The 13,994-nt window shown below is 44.1% G+C and carries 11 protein-coding genes; 5 read left to right on the forward strand and 6 right to left on the reverse strand.

Annotation, left to right across the window (positions count from 1 at the left end; all coding sequences use genetic code 11):
• Positions 1 to 15 precede the first annotated feature (15 nt).
• Together CLV51_RS17910 and dnaK are read right to left on the reverse strand one after the other, a co-directional pair.
• Positions 16 to 2,670 carry a 4-alpha-glucanotransferase gene (locus CLV51_RS17910; RefSeq protein ID WP_106529423.1) on the reverse strand — a complete coding sequence of 885 codons (2,655 nt, stop codon included), beginning with the start codon at positions 2,668 to 2,670 and terminating at the stop codon, positions 16 to 18.
• Between the two features lie 183 nt (positions 2,671 to 2,853).
• The gene (gene dnaK / locus CLV51_RS17915) at positions 2,854 to 4,758 is read right to left on the reverse strand and encodes a molecular chaperone DnaK (RefSeq protein WP_106529424.1); all 1,905 of its coding nucleotides are present in this window, start codon (positions 4,756 to 4,758) and stop codon (positions 2,854 to 2,856) included.
• A gap of 280 nt (positions 4,759 to 5,038) precedes the next feature.
• On the opposite strand from dnaK, the gene CLV51_RS17920 reads away from it, so the two are divergent.
• From CLV51_RS17920 to argS, 4 genes are all read left to right on the forward strand, one after another.
• A complete protein-coding gene (locus tag CLV51_RS17920; RefSeq protein WP_106529425.1) occupies positions 5,039 to 6,400 on the forward strand; it encodes an OmpA family protein in 1,362 nt (453 codons plus the stop codon).
• A 130-nt stretch (positions 6,401 to 6,530) separates the two neighbouring features.
• Positions 6,531 to 7,016: a GNAT family N-acetyltransferase gene (locus tag CLV51_RS17925; RefSeq protein WP_106529426.1), complete on the forward strand. Its 486-nt coding sequence runs from the start codon at positions 6,531 to 6,533 to the stop codon at positions 7,014 to 7,016.
• 79 nt (positions 7,017 to 7,095) lie between these two features.
• A complete protein-coding gene (locus CLV51_RS17930; protein ID WP_106529427.1) occupies positions 7,096 to 7,683 on the forward strand; it encodes a porin family protein in 588 nt (195 codons plus the stop codon).
• A 124-nt stretch (positions 7,684 to 7,807) separates the two neighbouring features.
• Positions 7,808 to 9,736: an arginine--tRNA ligase gene (gene argS, locus CLV51_RS17935; protein WP_106529428.1), complete on the forward strand. Its 1,929-nt coding sequence runs from the start codon at positions 7,808 to 7,810 to the stop codon at positions 9,734 to 9,736.
• Positions 9,737 to 10,001: 265 nt separating this feature from the next.
• Here argS and CLV51_RS17940 read toward each other — a convergent pair whose 3' ends face one another.
• The 3 genes from CLV51_RS17940 to lepB form a co-directional block, all read right to left on the reverse strand.
• The gene (locus tag CLV51_RS17940; RefSeq protein ID WP_146151312.1) at positions 10,002 to 10,376 is read right to left on the reverse strand and encodes a tetratricopeptide repeat protein; all 375 of its coding nucleotides are present in this window, start codon (positions 10,374 to 10,376) and stop codon (positions 10,002 to 10,004) included.
• Between the two features lie 99 nt (positions 10,377 to 10,475).
• Positions 10,476 to 10,964: a cytidine deaminase gene (locus CLV51_RS17945; protein ID WP_106529430.1), complete on the reverse strand. Its 489-nt coding sequence runs from the start codon at positions 10,962 to 10,964 to the stop codon at positions 10,476 to 10,478.
• A gap of 140 nt (positions 10,965 to 11,104) precedes the next feature.
• Entirely contained in the window at positions 11,105 to 12,301 is a 1,197-nt protein-coding gene (lepB, locus tag CLV51_RS17950) for a signal peptidase I (protein ID WP_106529431.1), read from the reverse strand.
• Positions 12,302 to 12,477: 176 nt separating this feature from the next.
• Between lepB and CLV51_RS17955 the strand changes: the two genes are divergently transcribed.
• Positions 12,478 to 13,347 (forward strand): MerR family transcriptional regulator, encoded by an 870-nt coding sequence (locus CLV51_RS17955; protein ID WP_106529432.1) that lies wholly within the window; start codon positions 12,478 to 12,480, stop codon positions 13,345 to 13,347.
• On the opposite strand, the gene CLV51_RS17960 is transcribed toward CLV51_RS17955, so the two are convergent.
• A complete protein-coding gene (locus CLV51_RS17960; protein ID WP_106529433.1) occupies positions 13,344 to 13,991 on the reverse strand; it encodes an alpha/beta fold hydrolase in 648 nt (215 codons plus the stop codon). The two genes, CLV51_RS17955 and CLV51_RS17960, sit on opposite strands and share 4 nt — an antisense overlap.
• Positions 13,992 to 13,994: the final 3 nt, after the last annotated feature.

The raw sequence follows: 13,994 nt of genomic DNA on the forward strand, positions 1-13,994 counted from the left end.
TTGTAAAATTTCAAATTACGAACAAAAGATATCTTCGCTTATATCTGTCATTCGCAATTCGTAATTTGTAATTATTCCGGGTATTCTATACCGCCAATAATGCGATGAAACTGCCGGAATATTAATCCTTTCCGCATCCGGGTGTTGTGTTGTGATATGGCCCGCTGCTGCCAGCAGATCCTGTATCTGAAATATACGCCACATAGCTGGCGCCTGCAAGTGTTGTGTAATAATTTCCCGGATTAAAGTAGCATCAGCTGCTACAGGAGCAGGTCCGGTATGATGCAGCTCCTGTTCGTAATATTTTTGGGAGATGCCTGCATTCTCTTTCCACCAGCCGCGCAGTGTGCTCATATCGTGGGTAGAAGGCGTTAATACCGAGAGATAAGGTGCGCGGGAGATGTTGGCAAATAACACATCAACATCCTTGGGCATACGCTGTATTTCCAGGCTTAATATGCCTTGTGCCTGCATCACGCCGGGCACACAATGAGGTACCATGCCCAGGTCTTCCCCACAAATGAGCATATGGGTAGCTCTTTTTATCAGTGGCAGCTTATGTACCGCTTCTTTTCTCCAGCAGCTCTCCTGTCGTACGTAGAAATAATCATGATATAAGGCCAGCAGATTTTTTTGCGTAGCCTTGTCCAGTGCTGCAAAAGAATGGGTGGCTGCCATATCATAGCGGGGATGATAAACGTTTCTGTTTTTGCCTGTTACCTTAATAAACAACACATCTGCAATGAGTGCATAGAGAACAGTCTTTACCGCTTCCGGCAGTTCCATTTCCTTTACCTTATGTTGGGTATTATAGGCTGGGAGCAGCTTATAATGTCCGCCTGCAACAGGTTGCAGGAGACTGTCCCTCATCATGCCCGCATAGTTGCCGAAGGCATCCTCCAGGATCTTATCAGTGATATAAGGAGTGCAGTATCTGTCTTCTTCAAAATCAATTCCACGTTGCAGCAGTTCTTCCCGGCTAACGGGAACGGCTGGATGAAAATATCCCAGCAAGCCCTGTACTGCGTCCAGCGGTATCTGCCAGATACGGAAGAAGCCAAGGATATGATCAATGCGGAAGGCATCAAAATAAACTGACATGTGGCGGAGCCGTTGTTGCCACCAGTCGTACCCATCTTCCGCCATGCGTTTCCAGTTATAGGTAGGAAACTCCCAGTTTTGCCCATATGAGGTAAAGCTGTCAGGCGGTGCGCCTGCCTGCATGTCCAAGTGATATAGCTCCGGATTCATCCAGGTGTCTACACTGTACCTGGCAATACCAATGGGAATATCTCCCTTCAGTACTACCCCATAGCTATGTACAGCCTCCACAGCAGATTTCAGCTGCCGGTGCAGGTGATATTGTACAAAAAAATGGTAATGAGCTGCGGCGGCGGCGGCTTCATCTGCTATCACCAGTTTATTAATAGCCGTGTAGTCGTATACGTTATGAACAGGCCATTGTGAGAAATCACCTGTTTGATAGGTTGTCCGCAGGTAACAGAAGATCGCATAAGGCAACAGCCAGTGTTCATTGGAAGCAAACCACTGCCAGTAATCACGGGTCTGCAGCTTCTCCCCTTCTGCCTCGTATAATGCCTTGAGATAAGCCAGCTTAAAGGAAAGTACGGTTTCATAGTCCACCGCATCTTTTTCGTTCAGCCATTGCCGTAATTTATCAAATTGCCGCTGCAGCGGATGTGTATCCGGCAGTTTACCTACCTCGTCCAGCCGTATGTATTGCGGGTGCAATGCAAAGGAGGAAATAGCTGAGTAGGGATAGGAATCTTTCCAGGTATTTGTTTGGATGGTATCGTTCACTGGTAGTACCTGTATGAGTTGCAGTCCGCTTTGCTGTGCCCATTGTGCCAGGAGTGGCAGATCTGCAAATTCGCCTGTACCAAAGCTTTCGGGACTACGCAAACTAAACACCGGTACAGATACGCCAGCCCCTTTCCAGGGTGTATGTGTTATCCGCATCATGCCATCATGCATAATTACCTGTCTGCCTGCTACTGCCACGGTATGCATTTCCCTGTTGTCACCATCTTCAAAGTGTACAAACTGCTGTGTATCCAGGTCATAAACACCGTATTTGTAATGCAGGGGCATGGGTACACCGGAGAGGTCTAACGCTACAGAAAACCAGTCCTGGGCATCGTATTGCAGCAGTACTGGCTGTAATATGTTCCAGTTGCCGGTTTGCGAAGTACTGCCTGATAAACAAACTGTTTTATTGCTTGCTAACAGGGGTGCCTGCACACGAAATATATGCGTAGCCGTTAGTGTTCCTGTTGTAGCGGCGATGGGTCTTTTAAAAAAAACACGGGTAAAGGGAGCGGTGAGCCAGGCGTTTTCCCGTTGGGCGGCATCATTCCAGGTATCAGTAAAAACCAGTTCCCGGTGAAATCCGGGCATGATGGTAAACGCTCTTACAGCCCCTTCATACACAATATCTTCCAGCTCTTTTAAAATATACTGATACTGCAGGGTGAATATTTCTCCGGGGGCCAGTTGAATATCCGTATACCACCAATCTTCACTCAGCCACTGCATGCGATGTGCGTGTTGCGGCACATCATTACCCAGCAAAGGTACATTTCCCAGCAGGTATATATCCTGCCCGTAATGAGTGTGGTAACGAAGGTAAAAACGTAATCTTTGATGCATCTGATCCCGGCTAAGCCAGAACAAAGTAAGGAATTAAGCGGAAAGGAGAAAGCGATTAGCTGTTAGCCATTAGCTTTTAGTATAAATGATTGAAGCGAAGACAAAAGCAGATTATAAAAATCCGCTCTCATCCCCGCTTCAATCATTTATACTAAAAGCTAACAGCTAAATGCCAACAGCTTTTTATTTTACTTCTTCAAACTCAGCGTCAGTTACGCCATCGTTAGCCGCATTAGGTTGACCCTGTTGCTGACCACCGTTAGCCTGTGCGCCTTCCGGTTGACCCTGAGAAGCTTTGTACAGCTCTTCAGAAGCAGCAGTCCAGGCAGCTTCCAGTTCAGCAGTAGCTGTATCCAGCTGTGCACCGTCCTGAGTTTTGTGTGCTTCTCTCAATTTTTCGAGTGCTGCTTCAATGGTAGCTTTTTTATCAGCAGGTAATTTATCACCGTATTCTTTCACTTGTTTTTCAGTTTGGAATATCAGGCTATCTGCTTTATTCAGCTTCTCGATTTTTTCGCGTTGTTCTCTATCTACTGATTCGTTAGCTTTTGCTTCGGCTTTCATCTTTTCGATTTCTTCCTTGCTCAAACCGCTACCAGCTTCAATTCTGATGTTCTGGGTTTTACCAGTACCAGTATCTTTTGCAGTTACATGCAGGATACCGTTAGCATCAATATCAAAGATAACTTCGATCTTAGGCACACCACGCGGAGCAGGAGGAATATCGCTCAAAATGAAACGACCCAACGTTCTGTTCTGGTTAGCCATTGGTCTTTCACCCTGCAATACATTGATTTCCACACTTGGTTGGCTATCAGCTGCTGTAGAGAAGGTTTCAGATTTTTTGGTAGGAATAGTAGTATTGGATTCGATCAGTTTGGTCATTACACCGCCCATTGTTTCGATACCGAGAGACAGTGGAGTAACGTCCAGTAACAGTACGTCTTTCACTTCACCTGTCAATACACCACCCTGTATAGCAGCACCTACAGCTACTACTTCATCCGGATTCACACCTTTATTAGGTTTCTTTCCGAAGAATTTCTCAACAACTTCCTGGATTTTAGGAATACGGGTAGAACCACCTACCAGTATTATTTCATCAATTTCGGAAGTGTTCATACCGGCATCTTTCAGTGCTTTGCGGCAAGGCTCCAGTGTTCTGTTCACCAGGTCATCGCTCAGCTGCTCAAATTTAGCGCGGGTTAATTTTTTCACTAAGTGTTTAGGAACGCCATCAACAGCAGTGATATAAGGAAGATTGATTTCAGTTTCCTGAGAAGAAGACAATTCAACCTTTGCTTTTTCAGCAGCTTCTTTCAAACGCTGCCAGGACATTGGATCTTTATGCAGATCTACTGCTTCGTCTTTCTTAAAGTCGTCAGCCAGCCAATCCATGATCACTTTATCAAAGTCATCACCACCAAGGTGTGTATCACCATTAGTAGATTTTACTTCAAATACGCCGTCACCTAATTCCAGGATGGAGATATCAAAGGTACCACCACCAAGGTCAAATACAGCGATTTTGCTATCATGATGCTTTTTGTCCATACCATAAGCCAGTGCAGCTGCAGTAGGCTCATTGATAATACGACGTACTGTTAAACCGGCAATTTCACCGGCTTCTTTGGTAGCCTGACGCTGTGCATCGTTAAAGTAAGCAGGTACAGTGATGACCGCTTCGGTAACTTCCTGACCTAAATAATCTTCAGCCGTTTTTTTCATTTTCTGCAGGATCATGGCTGAAATCTCCTGTGGTGTATATAATCTACCGTCTATATCTACACGGGTAGTGTTGTTATCACCTTTTACCACTTTATATGTAACGTGACTAACTTCATTGGACACTTCGTCAAAATGACGGCCCATGAAACGCTTCACTGACATAATGGTATTTACGGGGTTGGTTATAGCCTGACGCTTTGCAGGGTCACCTACTTTCCTTTCTCCGTTTTTCAAAAAAGCCACTACAGATGGGGTTGTTCTCCTTCCCTCATCATTGGCAATCACTACCGGTTCGTTACCTTCCATTACGGCAACGCATGAATTGGTAGTCCCTAAGTCAATGCCTATTATTTTTCCCATAGTATTAAAGATTATCCTTTAGTTGTAAGTATGTTTTCGTGTTTGTCGTAGGTTTGTCAATGATTATGCCAAGCAAAAAAATATGAAATTATGTCAGTCAGGTACCTTATATTTGGTTAAGTCTTAACTATTTTGTGATTGTCTGAACAAAATACCGGTAATACCAAATACCCCGGATTATTCATAACCACCGCCTTTCTTTTTTGCGCTATTGATTCCTAACCTCATCGTTTTTATTATCCAATCAGTCTTACAAATTCAGTAACCTAACGTTATTCTTATGAAAAAATCCACTCTCTGGCGGGCTACAAGCTTGCTTTTGGCTGTACTCCCCATGATCAGCCAGGCTCAGGATCAACTATCCGGCAAATCCGCTTCTTCCTCCTCCGGAAGGCTTTTTAACGGTACCGGCGGGTACAAAACATGGTCTATTGGCGTTAATGGTGGCTTATTGGCACCCGTAGCCCTCACCGGTGGCAGTAATGACTTTACCAAATGGAAAGTATCTGCCGGCTATGGTGGTTATGTAAAATACCAGCTCCTCCACTTCATGGCATTACGCGCAGACTATGTAGGTGGCAAATTACAGGCCGATAACAGTAAAAGTCTCAGTGGTGTAAAGCCCCTTACCAGCCCCTACAGCTCCTATGAAACAAAACTGAAGTGGTCTGCCACCTTAAATGCGGTATTTAATATCACTACGGTGAACTGGCTCTTCCGTCAAAACTTTGTTCAATTGTATGCCTCTGTGGGCGGCGGTTTGGCTGGCTACAACCCTACCCTTACCACAACCAGTGGCAAAACGATCAACGATAAACCCAGTGGCAGCATTAAAGAACTGATCATTCCTGTGGGAGCAGGATTAAAATTCAGGCTCTCTGAAATGATCAACCTCGACCTCGGCTACACTATGTATTATACAGATGGAGATAACCTGGATGGTTATGTTCATGGCCCTAGCAAGGATAAATATTCTTATGGTTATGCAGGACTGGAATTCGCGCTGGGCAGGGCCGGCAAGAAACAGCTGCAATGGCATAATCCAGCTAAAACCATGTACGATGAGCTGGAAGCACAGAAAATTACCCTCGCCGCTTCGCTCGATGCTGCCAATCAAAACAATGCCAGGTTGGCTGCTGACGTAGATAAACTGACAAAAGACAGTGACGGAGACGGCGTTTCTGACTTCTTCGATAAATGCCCCGGCACACCTGCCGGCGTGAAGGTAGACGGCGCCGGATGTCCGCTGCCAGTAGCGGTAGAGAAAAAAGAAGAAAAAATAGTTATTACGGAAGAAGATACCCGTATCGTAAAAGAAGCGATTCAGAACCTTGAATTTGATTTCGCTAAAGCCAGTATCAAACCACACTCCTATCCGGCACTGGACAGGGTGGCAGACCTCCTGGTACGCAAAAACCTGAACCTGAAACTCAGCGGCCATACCGACAATGTAGGTAACAAAGAACGCAACCTGGCACTGTCAAGAGAAAGAGCAGAATCAGTAAAAACCTACCTGGTAGGTAAAGGCGTAAATAGTTCCAAGATTGAAGCCGTTGGCTATGGCATGTCACAGCCTATCGCCAGCAATAAAACAGCTGCAGGCAGACAGAAAAACCGCAGGGTGGAGTTTACTATATTTTAAGCAACCGCTTTAGAAAATTACGAATTGCGAATTACGGATTACGGATTTGTGGGGAGATATTTAAGAAGATCTACATGAATATCTCCTCACAAATCCGTAATTCGCAATTCGTAATTCGTAATTTTATTTAATGGAATCTATATTGATAAGAACAATTATACCGGCAGATGACCCGGTGGTAGCCCACATCGTGAAAACTACCCTTACAGAATTCGGCATGAACAAAGCAGGAACTGCTTTCTCCGATCCTACAACAGATCATTTATCTGCTCTCTTTAATATCCCACGCGCGGTCTATTATGTAGCTGAAGAAGAAGGAAAGATAATTGGTGGCGCCGGCATTCACCCACTGGATGGTGGCGAAGCACATATATGCGAGCTGCAAAAAATGTATTTGCTGCCGGAAGCCCGTGGTAAAGGCCTCGCAGGGAAACTCATTACCATGTGCCTGGAGTATGCTAAACAAAACGGCTATGCGCAGTGCTACCTGGAAACCAGCCCGGAACTGGCACGGGCCAGGAAAGTGTATGAACAGTTTGGGTTTCGCTACCTGACAGGCCCTATGGGCAGCACCGGCCATTTTGGCTGTGACAGTTGGATGCTGAAGGATTTGTAATTTCTACAACATGTAGTTTTTATTTCGTTATGTAAACCGGCATATTTATTGCCAACAAGGCGTTACAAAAAAACATATCATGAAAAAACTTATTCTGTCTGGCGTATTGGCCATCGGGACTATGCTGGCAGTACAAGCACAAAATGTCACATTTGGTGTTAAAGGTGGATTGAACCTGATGAAGCTGACCAATTTCGATGGTCATAAAACACGTGCTTCTTTTAATATTGGTGGATTAGTAAACATTGAACTGGATAAAAGCTGGGCTATACAGCCGGAATTATTATACTCAGGTCAGGGAACAAAATACAGCAAAAGTATTTTATGGGGAGCGATAAATACCAGCGGCACCCTGAAAACAGATTATATCAATATTCCCGTAATGGTGCAGTATACTATTGTACCTTCCTTTTACCTGGAAGCAGGGCCACAGGTAGGCATCCTGGCTGGTGCCAAATGGAAAGCAGGCGACAATTCCACAGATATTAAAAGTGACATGCGATCCACAGACTTTGGTCTGAATTTCGGTTTTGGTTATAAAACAGACATGGGACTGGGCTTTGGTGGCCGATATAACTTTGGTCTGACCAATGTTTTTAATACTGACAAGTTTAATCATGACAGCAAGAACTCCGGTGCACAGATCGATGTGTTCTATATATTCTAAAAAATAAGACATAAGCTACAAAACACAATATGTGCCTGAGGCACATATTGTGTTTTGCCAAAGACAACCTTCGCTGCTTTCCGCTAATTAGCTATCTTTGCCCCTCGCATTAATCATTTTCAGCATGAGTGTTGTACAATCAATCAGAACGGCCGCAGTGGCCGCCGTTAAATCACTTTACGATCAGCAGGTAACTGAGTCAGATATCTCTATCAATATTACCAAGCCAGAGTTCGAAGGTGAATATACCATTGTCGTTTTCACTTTCACAAAATTCAGCCGACAGAAACCCGAAGAAACTGCACAGCGCATCGGTGAATATCTTACTACCCACAACCCGGAACTGATTGCCCGATTCAATGTTGTGAAAGGATTTCTTAACCTCAGTATAAATGAGGCCTGGTGGTTGCAATTCCTGCAACAGCACTACAGCGATGTAAACATTGGTATACAGCCGTCTAATGGCAAAAAAGTAATGGTGGAGTATTCCTCTCCCAACACTAACAAACCTTTGCACCTTGGGCATCTACGTAATAATTTCCTCGGTTTTTCGATAGCAGAGATCATGAAAGCCAATGGTTTTGAAGTTATCAAAGCCAACCTGGTAAATGATCGTGGCATACATATCTGTAAGTCCATGCTGGCATGGCAACTTTTTGCACATGGCGATACGCCTGCGACTTCCGGTATTAAAGGAGATCACCTGGTAGGTGATTATTATGTAAAGTTTGAGTCTGTAGTAAAAGAACAAGCCGAACCTATCATTGACCGTGTACTGGAAAACGATTTCCGCGATTTTGAAGAAGCAGACACCGAAAAACTGGAGAAACTGGTAACGGCACTGCACAAGCCGGAAACGAAGGAAGACAAAGAGAAGACAACGAAGATCATGGACGACATCAAAGAGATGTCACGTAATAAAACAGAAATCATGCAGCAGGCTAAAATCATGCTGCAGCAATGGGAAGCCGGCAACCCCGAAGTACGGGAACTGTGGGCTACCATGAATAGCTGGGTGTATGAAGGCTTTGCGCAAACCTACAAACGCCTGGGCATTGATTTCGATCAGATGTACTACGAAAGCGAGACTTATCTGTTAGGTAAAAACCTCGTAGCTGAAGGACTGAACAAAGGAGTATTATTTAAGAAAGAAGATAATTCTGTCTGGATAGATCTCACTGCTGACGGACTGGATCAGAAGCTGCTGCTCCGCGGTGATGGCACTTCTGTGTACATGACACAGGACCTGGGCACGGCACGTTTGAAATACGAGCAGTATCACATGGACCGGAGTTTAATTGTAGTAGCTGATGAACAAAACTATCACTTCAAAGTACTACAGCTGATTTTACAAAAGCTCGAAGAACCTTCTGCACCGGGTATTCTGCACCTCAGCTACGGCATGGTGGAATTACCGCATGGCCGTATGAAGAGCAGAGAAGGTACTGTAGTAGATGCAGATGATCTGATTGTGGAAATGGTTAATACAGCCGAAGAAAAAACACAACACGCAGGTAAAAAACTGGATGATTTTTCTGAATTTGAGTTGAAAGAATTGTATGACACCATCGGTATGGGTGCCATGAAATTTTTCCTGCTGCGCGTAGATCCTAAAAAGAAAATGGTCTTCAATCCGGAAGAGTCTATTGACTTGCACGGGTTTACAGCACCATTCATACAATATGCTTATGCGCGTATTAAATCAATTTTGAGAGATGCCGGTCCTGTAGAAGCACTGGAGCAATATAAATATACCGGTGAGTTATTACCGCTGGAAAAACAACTGATCATCCTCAATGAGCAATTCCCTGGCATACTGGCGGAAGCCCACCGGGAACTGAGCCCGGCTGTTATTGCCGGTTATGCCTTCCAGCTGGCGCAATTATTCAATTCATTTTATGCAGAGAAAATAGAAGGTGTACCTACCTATTCTATTCTCAGGGCTACCAGTGAAGAAAAGAAAAAGCTACGTTTACAAATCATAATGCTAACCGCCCACACTATTGCCCAGAGCATGAAAATGCTGGGTATCCGTGTACCGGAGCGGATGTAAAAAATAGCTTTTAGCTTTTAGTAAAAATGCAGCGGAGATCAAATATTATACTTGATCTCCGCTGCATTTTTACTAAAAGCTAAAAGCTAACTGCTAAAAGCTATACTTAAAACGCTGCGGACCTCGCGGACCGCAGCGCTAGCAGCTTACAGCCGCCGTGGCTGAAGCTGCCGAAGAAAATACCACAGTAAGCAGCGCAGCGAAAAAGAAGCTTGCCTATCCTTTTTGCGCTGTTTAAAATCCCTCTACACTGTGGCGAATGATATTATTCAGTTGTTATTTTTCCAAATCCAGGCACCATAGCTTTATCACACAGGGCAGCACCTTTCTCTTCCTCACCTAAACCCATATACGATTTTCCCAGCATAAACATAGCAAAAGCATTGGTAGGTTGCAAGCGCAATAATTTTTTCCATTGCACTACTGCCTGCCTGAAATGGCCTTTGTTATACAAATCATGAGCCTGTTGTTCGTATCGCGCAGCTATTCGTAAACTATCCTTGTTTGCGTGTATACCTTCCCGGTAGTTGATTACAGCGCATGATTTATTACCAAAGTAAATATCATCCGGTTCACTATAGGCAGCAGTAAACAGCAAAGTAAAAGATAGACAGCCTAACAGCTGGCGGGTTATCATCAATTGTGGCACATTTAAGGTTGCCCGACAAATATAAATATTTAATAATTTATATATGCATTTTTTAAATGGAAAATAAATGATATGTAACAGCTAAAAAAATCAGGTATTCAGGTCGCTGCCGGAAAACGAAAGCGGTAACAGATCATTGGCACGACTAATCACATATATTTTACCACTTAATCCGCCCAGGATCAGCCGGATAGGGCTCGCCTGCTTCATCTCGTACTCAGACAGGGCCTGCCGGCACATGCCACAGGGTGATATGGGGCGGGAACTATCGCCGTTCAGGTTATGGTAGCTGATAGCGATGGTGTCAATATCAATATTAGGATATACAGAGGCAGCGGAGGCTAAGGCAACCCTCTCTGCGCAAAGGCCGATAGGGAAAGAGGCGTTCTCCTGGTTGGAGCCGGCCACTATCTCACCATTGGCGAGTTTAATCACTGCACCCACCTGAAAATGAGAATAAGGGGCATAAGCATGTGCGGTTACCTCCCGCGCTTCTTTAAGCAGCCAGGTATCGGAATCATCCAGGCCGGTGATGTCGTTATATACCAGGTATTCAAACTGTTGGAGTTGTTTTTCCATATCAACAATAGTAATGGGTTTTACGTATAGCCTTTACTGATAGATCGTACACAAGTCAGTACTAGTTGGGGGTAAAGACAACTACGGACCGGCAATATGCCAGTCCGTAATTTACTTTAAATTATATTTCCTGCAATTGCTTACCTGATATTTCTGAAGAGACGTCCCCAGCGGATGCCGCCTTCGCCGTAACTCATCCAGATAAGCCATGCTTTACCTACTACGTGATCTTCCGGCACAAAGCCCCAGTAGCGGGCATCCAGGGAGTTATTGCGGTTATCTCCCATCATCCAGTAATAGTTCATCCTGAAAGTATAGGAATCAGTTGCCTGTCCGTTGATGATAAATTTACCATCTTTTCTTTCAAGTGTATTGCCTTCATACACGCGGATAATACGGTCGTAGATAGCAATGTTGCTGTCGTCCAGCTTTACAGTAGCTCCTTTTTTAGGGATATACAACGGACCAAAGTTTTCATCGGTCCATTTGTAATGCGCCGTATCATGCGGGAAGATATTGTTGTAGTTGAAGTCCGAATAATTGGATTCTTCATAAACAGTAATATTCTTTACTATCGGGAATTGTTTCAATGCTGCCACATTTGCAGGTGTCAGGTTATAAAGAAACTTGTTTCCCTCAATCTGGTAAAAGTCGGGCGATGTAGTAGCAATGCCCAGTTCTTCCAGGCGGCTGCTGTTCAGCTGATCACCAGTGGTTTCTACCACATATTTATGCTGGCTGCCAGCGGGAACCGGTGCTGCCTGACCATTAACATATACCACACCATGAACAATCTTCAGGGTATCTCCTGCTTCTGCCATACAACGTTTGATGTAGTTCTCGCGCTTATCAACAGGACGGTGAAGGATCTGAGAGGAGTTCTGCACTGTTTGCCAGCCAAGTTGTCTTACCTGACCATAGTAGCTCGGATCAGGTGAATCCACTGCAACGGTATCACCTTCCGGGAAGTTGAATACCACTACATCATAGCGTTTAATTTCAGAAAATCCCGGTAAACGTCTGTACTTCCACTGCACCGCTTCAGAATAAGCTTTGGCAGATTTAGTGAAAGGCAACGTGTGGTGCACAAAAGGCACTGCCAGTGGGGTCATTGGAATACGGGGGCCGTAACTGATCTTACTTACAAACAGGAAGTCGTTTACAAGTAATGTCTTTTCCATTGAAGGCGTCGGGATCGTATAGGCCTCAAAAATAAATGTGCGGATAAGCGTGGCTGCTATAATAGCAAAGATACCAGCGTCCAACCATTCCCTTACCGCAGATTTCTTCTTCTTTGGCTGACTGTCTTTATTTTTTTTCCAAAATGCCAGGTTCATTCAGTTGCGCTTATTAGATGCTTAAAAAGGCAAATATAATATTCTGTTGTTAGCCAGTTGCTTTTCCTTTACAAAAGTTTTCTTAAAAATAGATTAAGGAATTATTTATTATAATTTTAATATATATATTGAAACAGCTCCGAATTACCTAAATTTGGCCCTTTACTATACCTGCGTTGAATAAATTTACCATTAAGGATATTGAAAATTTTACTGGTATAAAGGCACATACCATACGTATCTGGGAGCAACGTTATCCACTTTTCCAGCCCAAAAGAAAGGATACCAATCACAGAATTTACGATAACGATGATCTGAAAGCGTTGTTACGTATCGCCTATTTGTACCACCACGGGACAAAAATCTCGCGCATAGCTGCTTTGTCAACAGCAGAACAAAATAAATTATCGCTGGAAATTGCCGGAGACAGTGACACATACCTCATGCAGGTAAATGAATTGATTGCGGCCACGCTGGACTACGACCAGCCCAGGTTTGAAAGCATTTTTCTCAACCTCGTATTACATGCAGGCTTTGAAAAATGTATCACACAAGTCATCTACCCTTATCTTGAAAAAATTGGTGTATTATGGCTTACCGGCAATGTGAATACAGCACAGGAACATTTTTCCTCCAATATTATCCGCACTAAAATACTGGTGGCTATTGACGGACTGCCGATGAATTATCAGGCAGATGATCATTTTTTGCTATTTTTACCGGAAGGAGAATTTCATGAAATTCCTTTGTTGTATGTACAATACCTGCTGAAAAAGCACGGCAAATGGGTAACCAGCTTCGGTCCCAATGTTCCCGTGTCTGACCTGGCTCCTTTTGTAACTGCTAAAAAAATAACGCACATCTACACACATATGCTCACTAATCTTACCCGCAAGGCCCTGAACAGCTTTGTAACAGATCTGAGCCTTCAGTATCCACACGTAAAGATCCTCTTATCAGGCCCGCACATCTCACCCTTCAGCCACCCGCTGCCGGAAAATGTGCAGTTACTCAGCAATCTTGACGCATTGACCAATAGTTTTTAAAGATTAGCGGCCAGTATCTTATTAATTTCTTCCGCGCGGTTCAGCACCATAAAGTGGCCACCATCGGGAATTACGTGGGTAGGCTTTAAATATTTAACAGGGAAAGGCCAATCCTTTGCGCCATGAATATGAATCAATCCATCCGGCACTATTTCGTTTTCCCAATGCAGAATAACATTCACCGCCCAGCGCATATAGGTATAATCCCGCTTCGCGAGATATTCATTTACCAGGGTCCTTTCTGCTGCTGTTTCTATATTCAGAAATCTTTTGACAATGACATTCCTTCGCTGGTAAAGGATTTGATCAGGAAGCTTATGTAATCCCAGTTTCCTTACCCAATTATAGTAAGGTGGTTTTTCTGCTGTTAGTTTAATACTGGAGAGGAGAATGTTTTTTTCTACCGGGATATGCCTGGCTATTTCCAGGCTCATTATGCCGCCAAACGACACACCCATTAATGTAATGGGCCCATCGGCCTTTATGCCTTGCGCCATGCGGGCGGCATAATTGCTGATGGGCTCATCTGGCAATGGTGTTATCCATTGCAAATAATGCACCTGGTAGTTCCCGGGAAAGCGCAGGTTGTTAAAAATGCGCTCATCAGCCCCAAGACCGCTGATCAGATACAGATGTTTTTGCATATT

It is taken from the genome of Chitinophaga niastensis (genome assembly GCF_003014755.1).
Taxonomy (GTDB): Bacteria; Bacteroidota; Bacteroidia; order Chitinophagales; family Chitinophagaceae; genus Chitinophaga; species Chitinophaga niastensis.